This is a genomic window from Streptomyces sp. NPDC002994, assembly GCF_040611155.1.
In the GTDB taxonomy this organism is placed as follows: Bacteria; Actinomycetota; Actinomycetes; order Streptomycetales; family Streptomycetaceae; genus Streptomyces.
In genome coordinates this window covers 1-18,097 of sequence record NZ_JBEXNQ010000021.1, presented here as the reverse complement: position 1 = coordinate 18,097, position 18,097 = coordinate 1, and the positions used below count along the sequence as shown (strand labels likewise).

The window sequence follows — 18,097 nt, the reverse complement described above, 5'->3', positions numbered from 1 at the left end:
GAAAGTCTATGGACGCCGCCGGGCCCCGGCCAGGCTCCCTCCATGCCACCGATGCCCCTTGAGCAACCGATGCCACCGTCGGGATACGGCGCCGTCTTCCGGGTCCGGGAGTTCCGGGCCGTCTTCGCCGCGCACCTGATGTCCCTCCTCGGCGTCGTCGTCTGCGAGATCTCGCTCACCGTCCTCGTGTACGACCTCACCGGCTCCCCACTCATGAGCGCGCTCGCGTTCGCGGTCGGCTTCCTCCCCTACCTCGTCGGCGGCACGCTCCTCGCCGGGGTCGCCGACCGCTACCCCGCCCGGCGCGTGCTCGTCGTCTGCGACCTGATCTGCGCCGGCTGCGCCGCCCTGATGGTGCTGCCCGCCACCCCTGTCGCCGCGCTGCTGGCCCTGCGCTGCGCGGTCGCCGCCGTCTCGCCCGTGTTCAACGGCACCCGGATCGCGACCCTCGCCGACATCCTCGGCGACGGCGACCTCTTCGTCCTCGGGCGATCACTCCTGCGCATCGTGTCGCAGAGCGCGCTGCTCGTCGGGTTCGGCGCGGGCGGGGTGCTGCTCGCGCTGATGCCCGCGCGGGCGGCCATCGGGATCACCGTCGCGACCTTCCTCGGCTCGGCTGTGGTGCTGCGGCTCGGGACCAGGCGCCGCCCCGCCCGCGTCGGCAGCCGGGGCGGCGGCGCCACCCTGCTGGGCGACTCGCTCGCCGGCGCCCGCGCGGTGTTCGCCCACCGCCGGGTCCGTGCGCTGATGCTGATGTTCTGGGTGCCGCCGATGTTCGTCGTGGCTCCGGAAGCGCTGGCCGCGCCGTACGCCGACCAGATCGGCGTCGGCACCGCCGCAGTGGGGCTGCTGATGTGCGCGATGCCGGTGGGGCACATCGCGGGGGAGGTCTGGGCCGGCTCGGTGCTCGGCCCCCGCACCCGGGAGCGGATCGTCGTACCGGTGGCGGCGGTGTGCCTGCTGCCGCTGGCGCTGTATGCCGTACGCCCCGGGGTGCCGCTCGCGGTGCTCGCGCTGGTACTGACGGGGCTGGCATCGGCGTACACGCTGGGCCTGGACCAGTGGTTCGTCCAAGCCGTGCCGGAGGAACTGCGCGGGCGCGCCATGACCGTGATGACGGCGGGCATGATGACGGTCCAGGGGGTGGGGATGGCGGTCGCGGGCGCGGCAGCGGAGTTCTTTCCCGTACACCAGGTCGTGGCCGGCTTCGGGATCGTGGGGACGGGTTCTGTGCTGGTGCTGCTGGCGGAGATCCGGCGTACCGAAGTCCGCGAGGGCGGCAGCAGCGGATCGAAAGCGACCGAAGCGCGAGACGGGGATGTTCGCGATATGACCGGCCGGTAAGGTCGACGACGTGCCGAAGCCGCTCAGCCTCCCGTTCGATCCCATCGCCAGAGCCGACAAACTCTGGCAGCAGCGCTGGGGACCCATCCCCTCGATGGCCGCGATCACCTCGATCATGCGCGCGCACCAGATCCTGCTGGCCGAGGTCGACGCCGTCGTCAAGCCGTACGGGCTGACCTTCGCACGGTACGAGGCGCTGGTGCTGCTCACCTTCTCCAAGCAGGGCGAGCTGCCGATGTCCAAGATCGGCGAGCGGCTGATGGTCCACCCGACGTCCGTCACGAACACCGTCGACCGGCTGGTGAAGTCCGGCCTCGTCGACAAGCGCCCGAACCCGAACGACGGCCGCGGCACGCTCGCCTCGATCACCGAGAAGGGCCGCGAGGTGGTGGAGGCGGCGACGCGCGACCTGATGGCGATGGACTTCGGGCTGAGCGCGTACGACGCCGAGGAGTGCGCGGAGATCTTCGCGATGCTGCGGCCGCTGCGGGTGGCGGCGCACGACTTCGAGGAGAAGTAGGCGCACGGCTTCGAGCGGAAGCAGGCGCACGGCTTCGGGGAGCAGTAGGCGACGAGACGAAACGGGCGAGAAGCGGCAACCCGCGCGAAGATCGCCCGTCCTGCCCCGCTACGCTCGACGCCATGAAGTCGAATGTGCTGTCCCGATACCGGGTGATGGCGTACATCACCGCCGTGTGGCTGCTGGTGTTCACCGTGGCGATCGTCGCGAAGTACGGATTCCAGGCCGGCGACACCATGCTGATCTCGCAGATCCACGGTGTGCTGTTCATCATCTACGTCGTCTTCGCCTTCGATCTCGGCACCAAGGCGAAGTGGCCGTTCGGCAAGCTGCTGTGGGTGCTGGCGGCCGGCTGCATCCCTCTGGCCTCGTTCTTTGTCGAGCCGAAGATCACCCGCGAGGCCCGTCTGCTGATCACGGACGCGCGCCCGGCGCCGGCGAAGGCCTGATCTTTCACCGCTTCTGACCGGATTCTGACCGCCACAAGCGTGGCTTGTGGCGGTCAGCCATCGACATTTACTAGGACGTCCTAGTAAATTCGAAGGTATGGACGCTGAAGCGATTGAGGAAGGCCGCCGCCGCTGGCAGGCCCGTTACGACAAGGCCCGCAAGCGCGACGCGGACTTCACCACGCTCTCCGGAGACCCGGTCGACCCCGCGTACGGCCCGCGACCCGGCGACACGTACGAGGGCTTCGAGCGGATCGGGTGGCCCGGGGAGTACCCCTTCACCCGCGGCCTGCACCCGACCGGCTACCGCGGCCGGACGTGGACCATCCGCCAGTTCGCCGGCTTCGGCAATGCCGAGCAGACGAACGAGCGCTACAAGATGATCCTGGCGAACGGCGGCGGCGGGCTGTCGGTCGCCTTCGACATGCCGACGCTGATGGGCCGGGACTCCGACGAGCCGAAGGCGCTCGGCGAGGTCGGTCACTGCGGTGTCGCCATCGACTCCGCCGCCGACATGGAGGTCCTGTTCAAGGACATCCCGCTGGGTGACGTGACGACGTCGATGACGATCAGCGGCCCGGCCGTCCCTGTCTTCTGCATGTACATCGTGGCGGCGGAGCGCCAGGGCGTGGACCCCGCCTTGCTGAACGGCACGCTCCAGACGGACATCTTCAAGGAGTACATCGCGCAGAAGGAGTGGCTGTTCCAGCCGGAGCCGCATCTGCGCCTGATCGGCGACCTGATGGAGCACTGCGCGCGCTCGATCCCCGCGTACAAGCCGCTGTCGGTCTCCGGTTACCACATCCGCGAGGCGGGGGCGACGGCCGCGCAGGAGCTGGCGTACACGCTGGCGGACGGTTTCGGTTACGTCGAGCTGGGGCTCAGCCGGGGCATGGACGTGGACCACTTCGCGCCGGGCCTCTCCTTCTTCTTCGACGCGCATGTGGACTTCTTCGAGGAGATCGCGAAGTTCCGCGCGGCGAGGAGGATCTGGGCGCGGTGGATGAAGGAGGTGTACGGCGCGCAGACGGACAAGGCGCAGTGGCTGCGGTTCCACACGCAGACGGCGGGCGTCTCGCTGACCGCGCAGCAGCCGTACAACAACGTGGTGCGTACGGCGGTGGAGGCCTTGGCGGCGGTGCTTGGCGGCACGAACTCCCTCCACACCAACGCCCTGGACGAGACCCTCGCCCTGCCGAGCGAGCAGGCGGCGGAGATCGCGCTGCGGACGCAGCAGGTGCTGATGGAGGAGACGGGCGTCGCGAATGTGGCGGACCCGCTGGGCGGCTCTTGGTACGTCGAGCAGCTGACGGACCGCATTGAGGCGGACGCGGAGAAGATCTTCGACCAGATCAAGGAGCGGGGGACGCGGGCGCATGCGGATGGACGCCATCCGATCGGTCCGATGACGTCGGGGATCCTGCGCGGGATCGAGGACGGCTGGTTCACGGGCGAGATCGCCGAGTCGGCGTTCCAGTACCAGCGGTCGGTGGAGAAGGGCGACAAGCGGGTGGTGGGCGTGAACTGCCACCACGGGTCGGTGACGGGTGACCTGGAGATTCTGCGGGTTAGCCACGAGGTGGAGCGCGTGCAGGTGCGGACCTTGGTGGAACGTAAGGCTGCGCGGGACGACGCGAAGGTACGGGCATCGCTGGACGCGATGCTGGCGGCGGCGCGCGACGGCTCGAACATGATCGAGCCCATGCTGACGGCGGTACGAGCGGAAGCGACCCTGGGCGAGATCTGTGGCGTACTGCGGGACGAGTGGGGGGTCTACACGGAGCCGCCGGGGTTCTGAGGGGGGCTTCGGGCGGCCTGGGGCGTTGGTTGCTTCTGCGATGGGGGCCGCCTTTTCGGAGGGTGGCGCCGGAGGCCCGCCCCTCAAGGGCGCTCCTACGTCGCGTCGCCTGCGGCGATTGCGCTGCGCTTAACCCTTGACCGGCGAACCTCCGCCGCAATGCTTCTGGGGGGCGGCCCCCGGGGGGAGCCCACGGGGAGGTCCGGGGAGTGGCTGCTGTTTCGTTGCCGACCGGCGGGCTCGGTGGGTGGGGCGCGGCAGGTTGAGGGGGCGGTGCGGCCCCAGTCTCAGCGGGTGCGGCGACGGCCGCTGGTGCGACATCCCCATTCCCACGCACACGCGCACGCACGACGGTGGCCTGCTGGCCCGTCCGGTCGACCTGCGGACTCATGTCTGCGTGCGTGGGGCGCGACAGTTGAATGGGGGGACTCGGGTGGGTGTGGCGTCCGCCCGGACCGGTGGTCGGTGGAGCCTCAAGCCCGTTGCTGGTGTGGGTTGGGGGTGGGGCACGCGATCGCGGTAGCGGCCGTGGGTCGAAACGCTCCCGTGATGGCGGGAAGCGATACGGCTGTGATGGTTGGGGTTGGAGGGGCGTTGTGCCTCGTCAAGTGCGGGGTTCGTTGCATTTGACGCCCTGAGTGGGCGGCTGTCGGGGACATCCGGATGCGGCCGAACCCCGGTCGTACGTGAACTCGGTCCGCGAGCCTAGGCGTAGTGGCGGGGGTAAGGCGCCCGTGGGACGCCGCTCCGGGGGCTTCAGGTCAGTTGGCACTTTCACTGACGGAGTGCCGGAATCGGTTTCGGTACTCCGTCGGTGTCGTGTTGAGTTTCCGGCGGAACGCGCGGATGAGGGTGTCCGTCGTGTTGAAGCCGCAGGTGGATGCGATGCGTTCGAGGGTCGCATCCGTGGATTCGAGTTGATTGCGCGCCACTTCGACGCGGGCCGATTCGATGTAGGCGGCCGGGGTCATTCCAAGTTCAGTCTTGAAGATGCGGGTGAGCTGCCGTTCGCTCACGTGGGCCTGACTGGCGAGGTCGGCGACCGTTAGCTGCTCGGCGAGGTTTCGCGTGATGTAGTGACGGAGATCCTCGATGCGTCGCGTTGTCGAGACGGGTTCGAGCGGGACGCTGAACTGGCTTTGGCCGCTTGGCCGTTTCAGATACATCACGAGCTGCCGCGCGACGCGAAGTGCGGTGGCTTCGCCGAAGTCGTCGGCGACGAGGGCAAGCGACAGGTCAAGACAGGCGCTGATTCCCGCACCGGTCCACACGTCGTGATCGCGAATGAAGATTGGATCGGCGTCGACCTCGATCGCGGGGTGATCGGCGGCGAGTTGCTGCGCGGTCGACCAGTGTGTCGTGGCGCGCTTGCCGTCCAGCAGCCCGGCTTCCGCGAGGATATGTGCTCCCACGCAGACGGACGCGACGCGCCTTGTCTTGCCGGCGAGTGTCTTCACCCAGGCGACCACTGTGGGTTCGGTGATGGCGTGAACGCGGCGTTGGCTGTCGACTTCGACCGCACCGGGCACCAGGAGGGTGTCGATACGTCTCCCCGACAGCTCCTGGAAGGTGGCGTCGGGCAGGACACGAACCCCTGCGGAGGTGGTTACCGGGTCCATGGTTTCGGCGGCCAGTACGACGCGGTAGCCCGTCGCGTCGTCCACCTCGCGTTGCAGCAAGGAGAACACCTCCGGGGGGCCGGTGATGTCCAGCAGGTCGACGCCGTCGAAGAGCATGACGATAACGAGTCGCTTGACGGTTTTCACTTGGTCTCCGCTCGTGCACGTGATGTCTGTATCTGCATGTTAGGCGACATTGCCGACACGTGTGGGGGGTCGTAGCGTTCAACGCACAGCCACCCCGTGTGTGGCGCGAACCTTTCAACACGACGTACGAGGACGGCACTTCAATGGCTACGACAACCCTGCGCGAGCTCAACGGCTTCGACCAGACCCCCGCATCGCTGGCCGATGCGACACTGCTTCTGGTCGACTACCAGAACACCTACACCACTGGCGTGATGGAGCTGACGGGATGGGAGCCCGCCCTCGACTCGGCCGCCGCATTGCTGGCCAGGGCCCGGAACGCCGGAACGAAGGTGATCCATGTCGTGAACGACGGCGGCGAGGGAAGCCCGTACGACATCCGGACCGAAATCGGCCAGATCCACCCCCGTGTGGCTCCCGTCGAGGGCGAACCCGTCGTTGTGAAGACAGCCGCCCCCAACGCGTTCGTCGGCACCGACCTGGGCGAACACATTGACGCGGCCGGCAACAAGAACGTCATCATCGCCGGGTTCATGACCAACATGTGCGTGACCTTCACCGCAGAAGGCGCGTTCCTGCGCGGCAACCAGCCGACAGTGGTCGCCGACGCCTGTGCGACCCGGCCTCTGCAGACGGTGGTTGCCGACGTGTCTGCGGAACAGCTCCACCACAGTGCGCTCGCAACCATCGCTGACCTTTACGGAATCGTCGTCCCGTCCGGCTCGTCTTTGAGTTGAGCGCCGCGTGCGGCCGGCGATCAACTACCGGCGGCGAACATCCGGGCCATGCCGCGAGAGCGCACGTGTTTTCAGATACCAGGGGCAGGTTTCCCGTGGTCCCACACAGGGAGGCCCCGACTGGCAAGAGGCACCAGCCGGGGCAGCGAAAGGGGCTTGCCATTTTCCTGAGCTTCAGCCGACTGATCTTGTATGGTGAAACTCGGCGAGCCCGAGCTCTTTATTTGCGGAGCAGTCAGGGGCAGCACTGGCACCAAGAAGACTTCGGCAACGGTGGCGTAGCGCTACGCAGCCCCTTTAGGGCTATCCCAGCTCGATCTGCACACGGTCGATGTCCCAGGAGCAGTCCACCGCATACTTCCTAGTGGTGCCACCAGTTTGGTCTACCCAAGAAGTGCGCTTATCGCGCTCGTTGTTACATATAGAGACTACCCGCCACTTACCAGTGCCGGTGCACTCTCCCCACCCGCCGGTGACACGGGCGGCTGGGCTGAATGCACCGGAACCGGGACTTGGCGAGTCAGGTCAGTCTGTAGTTGGAATGACTTCGACAAGTACACTCAGTGGGTTTCCACCAACAAGAAGACCAGGGTCTATGCGACCGACTGCAACTTCAAGATCGTCGACGTTGTAGTTCAAATACGATAGCCGAGAGTAAATATTGAGGTTTAGTGGGTGGCCAGGGGTGTGAGAGTCAATGCACTCTCGTTCCCCTGGCCATTTGCGTCGGAAGGGTTTAGGCGAATGGATTATTGCGGGGCCAAAGCTTTCCATGCGATGACGGGTGACACCCGAGGGCGGAAAAATGTGCGAGTCGAGTCCGGTGCCCAGAATCCTCCACGCGGGCGCTACATCGCCCTGGTGGGGGACGGCCAGCGGAAGGCGCACAACCGCCTGCCGCCCGTGTAGATCTCGGCGGGTGGAGGAGGGGCCGGGTACCCGGCTTCGGAACAGGTGCCAGACGTGCTAGCTGGATGCGTAGACCCTCGCCGGTTTGTCTTCTGATGCCCCGCCCGTGACTACTCGGCAGCCCCCACGAATTCGACGGGCCGGCGCCGTCCATGTTTTTCGCGCCCGGAAGCGCATACAGCGATGAATGTCGGCCGCAGAGATGACCTGGCCGAGTAAAGACCAGCGCCCCGTGGCTCCTCGTCCGCTGGCGTGCTGCTGGGGGCCTGATCAGCGCCCACACGGACAACGACACGTGTCAGCTTCCTGGTGGCGGAGACTCGCGGAGAAAGTCTTCCATCGGGGGGGAATCAGCCAATGACTCGAAAAGCGTGGACCCCAAACAGGAATGTGGCGTACCGGCTCGGGGCCCACACAGACCTTCGCCTGCCGCAGTGGGTGCTTGCTCAGAATCTGCCGGATCCACATAATTAGGAATCTGCACTTTATGGCCGCAAGTGTCACAAAACGTACTTTCCTCACTCGAATCGAGAACAGGATATCGCTTCCGAGCCAATAATGGCTAGTTCTTACTGAGGGGAATGGCGGGACTTGCATCACAATCCGTCACCACGAACAATCTTCGTGCGCGTCTCGGCCGCAGCTACCGTCATGCAGCGGGCGCCCGGTGCGCATCACGTTAATTTGGGGGCAGGAGTAAGCACCCTCATGGGTGCAGGATTTGGGAGAGCCAGTAATGGTAAGTACAGTCCATCACTCGGTGAGGAGTGATGAAATGACGCAGGGCGCTCTATGCGTCAATTCGATACAGCGGTACCGAGCTGCCATCCCAGCCATCTATCTCTACATCGCCATCAGAATGCTCGGAATCGCCGTCTTGGTTATTTGGTCTGCATTCAACGAAAAGAGCGCGCATGTGCTCTTGAGTCGGCGCTGGGACTCTCTTTGGTATTCTCGGATTGCCGACCATGGCTACAACTTCTCAGTACAGGCGCCGGATGGAAGAAATCTTTCCAGCATGGCTTTCTTCCCGTTGCTTCCCTGGCTCGAGAAGCTGGGGTCGAATCTCGGGTTGGACTCCCCGGATGTTGGCCTGACGGTGAGTGCAGTTTCCTCTTTAGTGGCCGCCGTGGGCATATTTGTGCTGGCCAGTCATGTCCACAGCGCCAAGGCGGGTATCATTCTGGTAGGGCTTTGGGCGGCCCTACCAGTAGGCATTGTTCAATCCATGGCTTATAGCGAGTCGCTGTTTGTCGCTCTTGCGTCGTGGGCACTCTACTCACTTTTGCAGAATCGGTGGATAACGGCTGGGATTCTCGCATTCTTTGCCGGCTTGACACGCCCCATAGGAATGGCAGTATGCGCCGCTGTTATTGTCTCTGCACTCTTGATTTTCGCTACGTCTCCCTCTGTGCGTCGTGATCAGCCAAAGTGGCTTCATGTTATCGCAGGGTGCGTCCTGGCACCGCTTGGGGCAGCGGGTTACATCCTTTGGGTAGGGTGTCAGCGAGGCAAACTATTTGGCTACCTTGACGTGCAATCAGAGTGGGGCAATGGATTCGATGCAGGAATAAACTTCGGCCGTTTCCTGGTGTCGCCAATATCGAACTCTGGAGTCGCTATCGGCCTCGTCGTATTACTTATTCTCGGTCTTTTCTCTTGGCCTCATTGGATCGCATTGAGGCAGAAGTATCCGATTTCGCTAGTGATTTACTCTTTCATCGTCACGATATTGGCGGTGGGCGCGTCAGGCTACTTTGGATCAAAGCCCCGACTTCTTATGCCAGCCTTCCCTATACTGTTGCCTCTCGCAATATCCCTGGCTCGCGCTCGCTCCATATATGCCTACGCCGTGATAATTACGGCAGCGGTTGGCAGCGCCATCTACGGGGCATTCTGGCTGAACGGCTCAGGTCCGCCGTAAAACGGGCCGAGCATCTTTAGAGCTTCCTGGCGTTAGTGGCAATGAATCGGAGCGCGGGGGCAAGAGTCATCAGCCACCCCGATAAAATCCAATCTAGACCCCCTAGACGCTCCGCGTCTAGGGGGTCTAGATTGCACCCAGACCTCATGGGAAGGGAATGTGAGATGGATCTGCCAAAGATTGTCGCTCGTCGGTCCGAGGAAGGCTGGGAGCTGGAGATTGCTGGTCTTGGGCCCGCCTACGTCAAGAGGCTGTCCGATGTAAGCGACCACGGACGCGCGTTGATGCAGTCCGCTGGGGTGACGGGTGCGGATCACGGCGTTCAGGTCACAGTGGATCTGGGCGACGAACTGAATGAGCGCATCAAGTCGGCGACTCAAGCAACTATTGATGCTCACCGGGCCCAACTGGAGGCAGCGGCTGAGATGCGGCGCACGACCATGTCACTCAAAGGCCATGGCATGACGGGACGAGACATCGCATTTGTCCTCGGCATCTCGCCGCAGCGTGTCTCTCAACTCCTCAGCGATCAGCAACTGTAGGGCCGCCCCTTGCCCCCAACGTCCCGGACTGAACCTGTCCCGCCACACCCGCGTGGTCTCGTGAATGTGCTGGTCATCTGAGGCCGAAGAGGTCGAGTGGGCGGGTGTGCGGTCGGTAGGAGAGGTGGCGGAGTCCGGCGGCGATGTTGTGGTGGCCGACGCTGCGGAGGGTGTTGATCGCGTAGTTGCGCAGGGTGGCCATGTTCTGTGGCCCTGTCCGCTGCGGATGCGGCTGGCGTCCTCGGCGAAGGTGACGTCGCGAACGAAGTGGAGCTTGTTCTCGGTGCCCCAATGTGAGCGGGCCAGCTGCCCGATCTTCTACGGAGAGGCTTCCTGGGCGAGCAGGCCGGTGATGGCGTAGATCGTCTTGCGGGTGAGTTTCCCGGTCCGGTTGTTCGGCGGAAGCGCATGATTCGGGCGGCCTGCGCCGATGGCGATGTGGTGGCCGTAGTGGATGTTGACCGTGTCATCGACCTTGCCAAGCAACTGGCGCAGTAGCGCGCCACGTTCGGAGGCTGTCGCGGTGTCGGCCGCGTTGTACGCCGCGCAGAGTTCGGCGCGGCGCCGGGTGTCGGCGGCGAGTTCGGGGTCGTCGGGGAGGAGGTACCAGTCGCCGGCCAGCATGCGCTGCTTGTTCTCACCCACGGGTCGTCCTCTCCTTGGTGGATCATGGTCGGGCCTCAGGGGATCGTGTGGAAGTTCCGTACCTGCTTTCAGCGCCGGTCATGTCGAGCGGGGCCGTCGAATAATCCCGTGCCGTGTCGTCGGTGGAGGTGCAGACTCGCTCCCATGGCGGACATGCGGGCGTTCCGGGACGAGCTGAGTGGCTGGGCGGCCGGCGGTCCCGGCGGGCCGGCGAGTGATCTGGCTGTGCGACTGGGGGTGCGGACGGCGGTGCTGCTGGAAGGGCCGAGCGACCTCGCTGCCGTTGAGGCGCTGGCCGCCCGGCGTGGCCGGGACCTGGCCGCCGAGGGGGTGTGTGTCGTGCAGATGGGCGGGGCGATGAGCGTCGGCCGCTACGCCGGCCTCCTCGGGCCGCCCGGCCTTGGCCTGCGCCTGGCAGGGCTGTGCGACGAGGGCGAGCAGCGCTTCTACGACCGCGGCCTGGAGCGGGCACGGGCGCCGCGCCGGGGCTTCTTCGTGTGCGTGACGGACCTGGAGGACGAGCTCATCCGCGCGCTGGGCACGGCAAGGGTCGAGGAGATCGTCCGGGCCGAGGGCGACTTCCGTGCCTGGCAGACCTTCCTGCACCAGCCCGCACACCACGGCCGGCCCCGGCAGCAGCAGTTGCGGCGTTTCCTCGGTACGAAGAAAGGCCGCAAGATCCGCTACGGCCGCCTCCTCGTCGAAGCCCTCGACCCCGACCAGGCACCGGCTCCGCTCGACAACCTCCTCATGAGCCTGTGACGTCGTCGCTGCTGCCCCGACCTGGATGAAAGCCTTCTTGCTGATGGACTGCCCTACCCGATCGGCGGGTGGGGCAGCGAGTCAGCAGATCGGAGATGCCGAAAGGTGACTTCTCGACTCCACGCGCTCTGCTTCGATGCGAACGATCCGCTCCGTCTCGCGCTTCTGGGCCGGCGTCCTGGGCTGGGACATGGCCGACGACTCCGACGACGGCATCGCGCTCCTGCCCACCGATGACACCGGGTTCCGGATCCGATTTCTTCCGACCCAGGAGCGGAAGGCAGGCCAGAGCCAGGTGCACTTCGATCTGACGAGCACGTCCCTTGTTGACCAGCAGCAGGTTGTGGCGAGGTCGCTCGGACTCGGCGCACGGCACATTGACATCGGTCAACGCCCGGAGGAGGGGCATGCGGTGCTCGCCGACCCCGAAGGCAATGAGTTCTGCGTCATCGAGCCGGGTGACAACTTCCTTGCTGACTGCGGATTCATCGGAGCGCTTGCGTGCGACGGTTCGCAGGACGTCGGGTACTTCTGGAGCAAAGCGCTGGGCTGGCCGTTGGTCTGGGACCAGGACCAGGAGACCGCGATCCGCTCGCCGCGCGGCGGTCCGAAGGTCACGTGGGGCGGCCCGCCACTGATGCCGAAGACCGGGAAGAACCGGCTGCATTTCGACCTCGCTCCACCTGCCCACGGTGATCAGCAAGCGGAGGTCGACCGTCTCGTCTCCCTCGGGGCAGGGCGAGGTCAGCTGGGTGGTGATGGCCGATCCCGATGGCCATGAGTTCTGTGTGTTGACCCCCCGATGAATCGACCGATCCGGAGGCGACGACCCTCCTCACGGCGGGGCGAGCCATGGTCGTTCGGCTCGTAAATTGAGGACAGGCCCCAGGGGCGCTCTCCTCACGGAGCGGGAGAGTCACGTGCGATGGGGCTCTGGACCAGGGTTGCCGCGTCGTGGTGCGGCTCCGGCTCCGGTTCCGTCGTGAGGAGCAGCGTCATCGCCTGAAGGTGAGCCGTGAGCTGTTGGATCAGGGCCGCCCGCGGCAGGTGGTCCGTGAGCGTGCGGAAGTGTCGGTACAGATCCCTTGCCACCGGCGCCCGGGTCGGGCCGGACGGCGGCGTATGCCCGGTTCCATGCGGCGATGCCCAGTGCCGAGTGGTGTCCCCGACGGGAGCGTCGCCCGTGCTCGCTGACTCGTGTGCCGCCGAGTGTGCCGTTTCCCCGGCGGCCAACCGTGCCCCTCCGGTGACACGGCACGGTCGTCGAGTACGTCGAGCATCGCCCTACGCAGGAGGGGAGCTGAACGGCGCCGGGCCCGTCGTCAGGCCGTTCACCAGCAGCAGTGAGAAGTTGTGTGCCCACTCCCTGTCCACCGGTTCGGCGCTCACCAGTGCCCGGTGGACGACCGCGCCGGCGATGACGTCGAAGATGAGGTCCGCGTTACGGGCCGCCTGCGCGGGGTCGTCCTCGTACGGCAGCTCGCCGCGTGCCTGAGCGCGTTCCCGGCCCAGCAGCACCAAGCGCTTCTGGCGGTCGACGATCGCCGAGCGGATACGTTCCCGCAGTGCCTCGTCGCGCGTCGACTCCGCGACGACCGCCATCAGCGCGGTCTTCGCCTCCGGCCGGTCGAGCAGCGCGGCGAACTGGAGCACCACGCCCTCCACGTCGGCCATCAGGCTGCCCCGGTCGGGGAGCTGGAGTTCGTCGAACAGGACGGCCACGGCGTCGACGACCAGCTCGCTCTTGTGCGCCCAGCGGCGGTACAGCGTCGTCTTGGCTACGCCGGCCCGGCTAGCCACATCACCCATTGTCAGCTTCGACCAGCCCAGTTCCACCAGCGCCGCTCTCGTCGCCTCAAGGATCGCGGCATCGGCCTCGACGCTGCGCGGACGGCCGGTGCGAGTGGGAGGGGTGAGCGGGGTCTGGGGGGAGCGTGGGGGGTGGCTGGGGGACATGTCCGCGACCATACCGGTCGGTAGGTGGCTGGGCCTGGTGAGCGAGATCACCGTATACAGCCGCCAAGAGGGCCGGCTTTCGAGTTACGCTACGACCAGTAGCGAAAGAGCGACAGCCAAGCGACAAACCACTGGCGCGAGGGTGGGGACCCCGCGCCGAACCTCGGTCCTCCTCGGGACCCTGGGCCGTGTTCGTCCGTACGCCCCGCAACCGGCGGGGGGCTGCGGACGGGCGCGGTTCGTGTGTTTCTCTACCGCGCGCGAAAGGGGGAGGATGTACGCATGCAGCCTAGGAACATGTCCATGAGCGGCGTCGTCGACCTCGCCGCGGTGAAGGCAGCCGGCGAAGCCCGGCAGAAGGCGGAGCAGGCGCGCGCCGCCGCCGCGAGGGACGGTGGCGGCGGCGGAGCCGTTGCCCCGGTCAGTCTGGTGATCGATGTCGACGAGGCCGGCTTCGAGCGCGATGTCCTGCAGCGCTCCGCCGAAGTCCCGGTCGTCATCGACTTCTGGGCCGAGTGGTGCGAGCCGTGCAAGCAGCTCGGCCCGCTCCTTGAGCGCCTCGCCGTCCAGTACAACGGCCGTTTCCTCCTCGCCAAGGTCGACGTCGACGCCAACCAGATGCTGATGCAGCAGTTCGGGATCCAGGGGATCCCGGCCGTCTTCGCGGTGGTCGCCGGACAGGCGCTGCCGCTCTTCCAGGGCGCGGCCCCCGAGGCGCAGATCCGCGAGACGCTGGATCAGTTGATCCAGGTCGCGGAGGAGCGCTTCGGTCTGACCGGTATCCCTGTCGACCCGGAGGCGGGCGCGGCTGCCGGCGCGGCTGCGGCCGAGGAGGCCGAGGCGCCTGCCGGCCCGTACGACTCGCTGCTCGAAGCGGCGGCGCGTGCGCTGGACGCGAACGACTTCGGCGGCGCGGTCCAGGCGTACAAGAACGTGCTGGTCGACGACCCGGGCAATACCGAGGCCAAGCTGGGCCTGGCACAGGCCGAACTCCTCGCGCGCGTCCAGGACCTCGACCCACAGCAGGTGCGCAAGGCCGCTGCCGAGAATCTGAACGACGTGGCCGCGCAGATCGCCGCGGCCGACCTGGACCTGGTCGGTGGCCATGTGGAGGACGCCTTCGGGCGTCTGGTCGAGACCGTGCGCCGCACGGCCGGTGACGACCGTGACGCCGCGCGGGTGCGGCTGCTGGAACTCTTCGAGGTAATCGGCGCCGACGACCCGCGCGTCGCGCCGGCGCGAGCGGCGCTGGCGAGGGTGCTGTTCTGACCGGTGGTCCGACCGGTGGTCCGACCGGTGTTTCACCGGTGTTCTGACCGGTGGTGCCCCTGGGGCAGCCATCGTTGATTTGGCGACACAGTGACAAGATGCGGCCGCGCTTTACCAAAACTTGGTAATCGCGGCCGCTGTTACTTGCAGTAAGTCGATCAAGGTATTCTGCCCGTTTCTGGGCGACAATCACTGCGTTTTTCCCGTCACTTGACGGCACCGTCCGGGCTCGTCGATGCCGGGCGGTCGCGCTTCGGTTATCCGGCCGTTACTAGCGAGTAACGAACCCCCTTGTGCCCCGGCCGCGAATGCACCACGATCGGCCACGCTCGGTCCAATACCGCACCAGCCCGACAGCCAATCGGCGCCGCGGTCCCGTTGGGTCCCCACCGAGCCGGTCGGCGGCAGTGCTGCCGGCCGTGGACAGGGGGGTCTCTGCCGAACGGCGGGGCCTGTCCAGCAGGTTGCGCGAATGCGTGGCCAGTGGTTGTCGCTCGGGGGTGATCGCCGGTGTTTCGGAAGTCGTTCGCGCCTCCGATACGGGCGCTCTCCTTCCCGAGGACGTAGCACTTCTCCCATCCCCCTGCGGGCCCCTGCCCGTACCGGAGATGTACGTCCGAGAAGGAGGAAAGTCATGGAGTCTGCAGTTCGTGGCGGTACCAGATGGAAGCGGTTCGCCGTCGTCATGGTGCCGAGTGTGGCCGCGACGGCCGCGATAGGCGTCGCCCTCGCACAGGGTGCGCTCGCGGCGTCGTTCAGCGTTTCTGGCCAGAGCTTCAAGGTCAGTGCGGAGAAGCTCGAAGGTAAGGGCTTCTTCCAGTACGGAGGAATGGCCGAAGGCACCGACCTCGAGGGCAACAAGGCTGCCCACCCGGTCGCCGTGTCGGCGTTCAAGACCGCCGAGATCACCAAGATGTGTCAGTCGGTCGTGACGCCCAACGTCCCGATCTTCGGCAACATATCCCTCCAGCTCACCGCTGGAGGAAACGGTACGCCGGTCAAGGCAGAGAACCTCTACCTGGACGTCGAGGAGCTTGGCGCCAACGCCACGTTCAAGAACATCGACATCGGCGTGGCGGCGGGCAAGGCCACCAAGGGACCGGGTATCCAGCCGGGCACCAGGGCCAACCCGTACGGCTTCTCGCAGCAGGCCGACTCGGCCGTGCTGACCGACGTGAAGCAGAAGGCCTGGGCCACCACGGCCGGCACCTTCAAGCTCAGTGGTCTGAGCATGAAGCTGCACAAGGGCGTCAAGGAGTGCTACTAAGCACTCCCTCCGCGGGCGGGACGCGTGACGCGTCACGGGAGGCGTCATGTCGTCCCGCCCGCTACCCCCTCTCTCATCTCTGCACAGCAACACCGGTTCCAGGGAGCTGTTTTCCATGAGCGCCGAGTCCTCGGGTCCGAGCCGCGATTTCACCTACTGGCGGCTGCGCTTCCGTGCCTGGCGGGGCGGCCGGCCGTTCTGGGCGGGCCTGCTCACGCTGGTGGGCGGTGTGCCGATCGCCTGGCTTCCGTACGCCGAAATCAAGATCGGCCACCTCACGATGGCCATGGCCACCACCGCGGGAGCGGGCTCGCTGATCATCGGCGTACTGCTCGTCACTCTCGGCCTGACCATGTGGTACCACCACATCGTCCGGATCTTCGCGGGCGTCGCCTCCATTCTGCTGGCGCTCGTCTCGATCCCCGTGTCCAACCTGGGCGGCTTCGGGGTCGGCTTCCTGCTGGCCCTGATCGGCGGAGCCCTGTCCATCTCCTGGGCGCCGTCCGAGCCGGATGCGCCCGGTGAGTACGCCGCCAAGTCCGGCGAGGCCCCGCCCGCGGGCGACGAGCCGGTCGGTGGCCCGGAAGGCACGGGCGGTACGGACCACATGTACGTAACCGACACATCTGTTGACGCCAATGGCGGGAGGAACAGTGCGGGGTGACGAGGCGGAGCTGACTGCGGCCGGAGGCGACCGGACCCGTGAAAGAAGCGGGCCGCGTCACGCGGCCCCCAGGAAGTCGCTCCTGACGAAGCTGCAAATACCCGCGGGCAAGGCGATGGCCCTGGCCGCGATGCCCACGGCCGTGTTTGTCGGCATGGGGCTCACCCCGAAGCTGGCACTCGCCGACGACCAGGTGACGAACCCCTTCGCTCCTGGCCCCTGCGTAACGCGCTCGGACACTCCTGACCCTGACGCCTCCGAGTCGAAGTCCCCCTCGGCCAAGCCGTCGTCACCGACGGCCACGCCGAGTTCCGGTACGACGCCGGACAAGCCCGCGCAGACGGAAACCCCGCAGCCGGGCGAGACGCCGTCGGCGAGCGCGAGTCCGAGTGCGAGCGCGAGCAGTACCGCGCCGGCCACCGAGCCCACCAAGGAGCCGGAGGCGGGCGAGACCGCGGCGACCACGCCGGCTCCGACGGAGAGCGAGGGCGGGGGCGAGACCAAGAACCCGCTCGACCCGCTGGGTGTGGGCGATGCGATCAAGGACGTACTCGACGGGCCGGACAAGGAGACCGCTTCTCCGGAGCCCTCCGAGACTGAGCCCGCCGACACGAAGCCCACCGACGGCGACGTCGCGACCACCAAGCCCGACGCCGACAAGCCCGACGCCGACAAGCCCGACGCCGACAAGCCCGACGCCGACGAGCCGAAGGACCCGGCCGTCGAGAACCCGGTGGGCGACGCGGCCGGTGACGCGGCCGACAAGACCGAGGACGCCATCAGGGACGCGGCGGACAAGGTCGGCGCCAAGGTCGAGGAGCTCGGCGACGAGGCCAAGGGCACCGCGGACGACGCGAAGGACGCGGCGGACGACGCGGCGGACGGCAAGGCCGACGACCCGGCCGCGGACGCCGACGGCAAGGAGCCCTTCCCTTGCCCGACCGCGGACCCCGACGCGCTCGCGAACGCCGAGCTGGAGCAAGGCATCCCGGACCTGCCGGACGACCCGTGGATCCTGGAGAGCACGAAGCTCACCCTGCGCGGGCTCGACTACAAGGGCATCGTCGAGGTCAGGACCGGCAGCGGAAAGATCAAGAAGGTCCTGAAGTTCACCGCCGAGAAGACCGACATCAAGGACCTCCACCAGAAGGTCGTCGGCCCCAACGGCACCACGGCCCACGTGCAGGCCGCGGAGGGTTCCACCTCGACCATCCGCGAGGGCACGGTGACCATGTACACGGAGAAACTGAAGGGCAATCTCTTCGGCCTCATCCCCGTCACGTTCAGCCCGGAGACCCCGCCGCCGCTGAATGTCCCGGTCGCTGTGTTCACGGACGTCACGGTGACCCAGGCCGGCCAGTTCGGGGGCACGCTCAAGGTGCCGGGGCTGCACAACTTCTACACCGGCTGAGAGCACGCCCGTATCGCACCCGTATCGCACCGAAACGGCGGTGGGGCGCCCCCCCCGGGGGGGGGGGCCCCCCCCCCTGGGCGGGGGGGGGGGGGCCGCGACGTGGGGGTGGGGCCCCCCCCCGCCGGGGGTGG

At 66.7% G+C, this 18,097-nt stretch carries 17 protein-coding genes; 13 read left to right on the top strand and 4 right to left on the bottom strand.

The window, feature by feature from the left end:
• Positions 1 to 42 precede the first annotated feature (42 nt).
• From ABZX79_RS25995 to ABZX79_RS25980, 4 genes are all read left to right on the top strand, one after another.
• Positions 43 to 1,344, top strand: coding sequence for an MFS transporter (locus tag ABZX79_RS25995; RefSeq protein WP_355262327.1), 1,302 nt, complete (start codon positions 43 to 45; stop codon positions 1,342 to 1,344).
• A gap of 10 nt (positions 1,345 to 1,354) precedes the next feature.
• Positions 1,355 to 1,864 carry a MarR family transcriptional regulator gene (locus ABZX79_RS25990; RefSeq protein WP_355262324.1) on the top strand — a complete coding sequence of 170 codons (510 nt, stop codon included), beginning with the start codon at positions 1,355 to 1,357 and terminating at the stop codon, positions 1,862 to 1,864.
• A gap of 122 nt (positions 1,865 to 1,986) precedes the next feature.
• Positions 1,987 to 2,313, top strand: coding sequence for a DUF3817 domain-containing protein (locus ABZX79_RS25985; RefSeq protein ID WP_355262321.1), 327 nt, complete (start codon positions 1,987 to 1,989; stop codon positions 2,311 to 2,313).
• A 97-nt stretch (positions 2,314 to 2,410) separates the two neighbouring features.
• Entirely contained in the window at positions 2,411 to 4,111 is a 1,701-nt protein-coding gene (locus ABZX79_RS25980) for a methylmalonyl-CoA mutase family protein (protein ID WP_355262318.1), read from the top strand.
• A 761-nt stretch (positions 4,112 to 4,872) separates the two neighbouring features.
• Here ABZX79_RS25980 and ABZX79_RS25975 read toward each other — a convergent pair.
• Positions 4,873 to 5,877, bottom strand: a complete 1,005-nt coding sequence (locus ABZX79_RS25975) for a GlxA family transcriptional regulator (protein WP_355262316.1) — start codon at positions 5,875 to 5,877, stop codon at positions 4,873 to 4,875.
• Between the two features lie 143 nt (positions 5,878 to 6,020).
• On the opposite strand from ABZX79_RS25975, the gene ABZX79_RS25970 reads away from it, so the two are divergent.
• The 3 genes from ABZX79_RS25970 (at position 6,021) to ABZX79_RS25960 (ending at position 9,989) form a co-directional block, all read left to right on the top strand.
• Entirely contained in the window at positions 6,021 to 6,614 is a 594-nt protein-coding gene (locus tag ABZX79_RS25970; protein WP_355262313.1) for an isochorismatase family protein, read from the top strand.
• Between the two features lie 1,684 nt (positions 6,615 to 8,298).
• Positions 8,299 to 9,447 (top strand): glycosyltransferase family 39 protein, encoded by a 1,149-nt coding sequence (locus ABZX79_RS25965; RefSeq protein WP_355262310.1) that lies wholly within the window; start codon positions 8,299 to 8,301, stop codon positions 9,445 to 9,447.
• A gap of 164 nt (positions 9,448 to 9,611) precedes the next feature.
• On the top strand, positions 9,612 to 9,989 hold the full coding sequence (locus ABZX79_RS25960) for a hypothetical protein (RefSeq protein WP_355262307.1): 378 nt from the start codon (positions 9,612 to 9,614) through the stop codon (positions 9,987 to 9,989).
• A gap of 73 nt (positions 9,990 to 10,062) precedes the next feature.
• On the opposite strand, the gene ABZX79_RS25955 is transcribed toward ABZX79_RS25960, so the two are convergent.
• Complete coding sequence (locus ABZX79_RS25955) at positions 10,063 to 10,191, bottom strand: hypothetical protein (RefSeq protein ID WP_355262304.1); 129 nt, start codon at positions 10,189 to 10,191, stop codon at positions 10,063 to 10,065.
• Positions 10,192 to 10,307: 116 nt separating this feature from the next.
• Positions 10,308 to 10,634: a maltose acetyltransferase domain-containing protein gene (locus tag ABZX79_RS25950; RefSeq protein WP_355262301.1), complete on the bottom strand. Its 327-nt coding sequence runs from the start codon at positions 10,632 to 10,634 to the stop codon at positions 10,308 to 10,310.
• Between the two features lie 144 nt (positions 10,635 to 10,778).
• Between ABZX79_RS25950 and ABZX79_RS25945 the strand changes: the two genes are divergently transcribed.
• Positions 10,779 to 11,396 (top strand): TOPRIM nucleotidyl transferase/hydrolase domain-containing protein, encoded by a 618-nt coding sequence (locus tag ABZX79_RS25945; RefSeq protein WP_355262298.1) that lies wholly within the window; start codon positions 10,779 to 10,781, stop codon positions 11,394 to 11,396.
• A gap of 136 nt (positions 11,397 to 11,532) precedes the next feature.
• On the top strand, positions 11,533 to 12,177 hold the full coding sequence (locus ABZX79_RS25940; protein WP_355262295.1) for a VOC family protein: 645 nt from the start codon (positions 11,533 to 11,535) through the stop codon (positions 12,175 to 12,177).
• Positions 12,178 to 12,680: 503 nt separating this feature from the next.
• Here the strand turns inward: ABZX79_RS25940 and ABZX79_RS25935 are convergent.
• A complete protein-coding gene (locus ABZX79_RS25935; RefSeq protein ID WP_355262292.1) occupies positions 12,681 to 13,352 on the bottom strand; it encodes a TetR/AcrR family transcriptional regulator in 672 nt (223 codons plus the stop codon).
• Between the two features lie 282 nt (positions 13,353 to 13,634).
• Between ABZX79_RS25935 and ABZX79_RS25930 the strand changes: the two genes are divergently transcribed.
• The 4 genes from ABZX79_RS25930 to ABZX79_RS25915 all read left to right on the top strand — a co-directional run bounded on the left by ABZX79_RS25930 (position 13,635) and on the right by ABZX79_RS25915 (position 17,963).
• Positions 13,635 to 14,621 (top strand): tetratricopeptide repeat protein, encoded by a 987-nt coding sequence (locus ABZX79_RS25930; RefSeq protein ID WP_355262290.1) that lies wholly within the window; start codon positions 13,635 to 13,637, stop codon positions 14,619 to 14,621.
• 634 nt (positions 14,622 to 15,255) lie between these two features.
• Positions 15,256 to 15,888 (top strand): DUF6230 family protein, encoded by a 633-nt coding sequence (locus tag ABZX79_RS25925; RefSeq protein ID WP_355262287.1) that lies wholly within the window; start codon positions 15,256 to 15,258, stop codon positions 15,886 to 15,888.
• A 115-nt stretch (positions 15,889 to 16,003) separates the two neighbouring features.
• Positions 16,004 to 16,552, top strand: a complete 549-nt coding sequence (locus tag ABZX79_RS25920; protein WP_355262284.1) for a DUF6114 domain-containing protein — start codon at positions 16,004 to 16,006, stop codon at positions 16,550 to 16,552.
• On the top strand, positions 16,542 to 17,963 hold the full coding sequence (locus ABZX79_RS25915) for a hypothetical protein (protein WP_355262611.1): 1,422 nt from the start codon (positions 16,542 to 16,544) through the stop codon (positions 17,961 to 17,963). The genes ABZX79_RS25920 and ABZX79_RS25915 overlap by 11 nt, the downstream gene beginning before the upstream one ends.
• Positions 17,964 to 18,097 lie beyond the last annotated feature (134 nt).

Bases quoted from the DNA above. Each gene is read 5' to 3' on its own strand.
- ABZX79_RS25995 (WP_355262327.1), top strand. From the start codon at position 43: ATGCCACCGATGCCCCTTGAGCAACCGATGCCACCGTCGGGATACGGC.
- ABZX79_RS25985 (WP_355262321.1), top strand. From the start codon at position 1,987: ATGAAGTCGAATGTGCTGTCCCGATACCGGGTGATGGCGTACATCACC.
- ABZX79_RS25980 (WP_355262318.1), top strand. From the start codon at position 2,411: ATGGACGCTGAAGCGATTGAGGAAGGCCGCCGCCGCTGGCAGGCCCGT.
- ABZX79_RS25970 (WP_355262313.1), top strand. From the start codon at position 6,021: ATGGCTACGACAACCCTGCGCGAGCTCAACGGCTTCGACCAGACCCCC.
- ABZX79_RS25965 (WP_355262310.1), top strand. From the start codon at position 8,299: ATGACGCAGGGCGCTCTATGCGTCAATTCGATACAGCGGTACCGAGCT.
- ABZX79_RS25960 (WP_355262307.1), top strand. From the start codon at position 9,612: ATGGATCTGCCAAAGATTGTCGCTCGTCGGTCCGAGGAAGGCTGGGAG.
- ABZX79_RS25955 (WP_355262304.1), bottom strand. From the start codon at position 10,191: ATGGCCACCCTGCGCAACTACGCGATCAACACCCTCCGCAGCGTCGGC.
- ABZX79_RS25945 (WP_355262298.1), top strand. From the start codon at position 10,779: ATGGCGGACATGCGGGCGTTCCGGGACGAGCTGAGTGGCTGGGCGGCC.
- ABZX79_RS25940 (WP_355262295.1), top strand. From the start codon at position 11,533: ATGCGAACGATCCGCTCCGTCTCGCGCTTCTGGGCCGGCGTCCTGGGC.
- ABZX79_RS25935 (WP_355262292.1), bottom strand. From the start codon at position 13,352: ATGTCCCCCAGCCACCCCCCACGCTCCCCCCAGACCCCGCTCACCCCT.
- ABZX79_RS25930 (WP_355262290.1), top strand. From the start codon at position 13,635: ATGCAGCCTAGGAACATGTCCATGAGCGGCGTCGTCGACCTCGCCGCG.
- ABZX79_RS25925 (WP_355262287.1), top strand. From the start codon at position 15,256: ATGGAGTCTGCAGTTCGTGGCGGTACCAGATGGAAGCGGTTCGCCGTC.
- ABZX79_RS25920 (WP_355262284.1), top strand. From the start codon at position 16,004: ATGAGCGCCGAGTCCTCGGGTCCGAGCCGCGATTTCACCTACTGGCGG.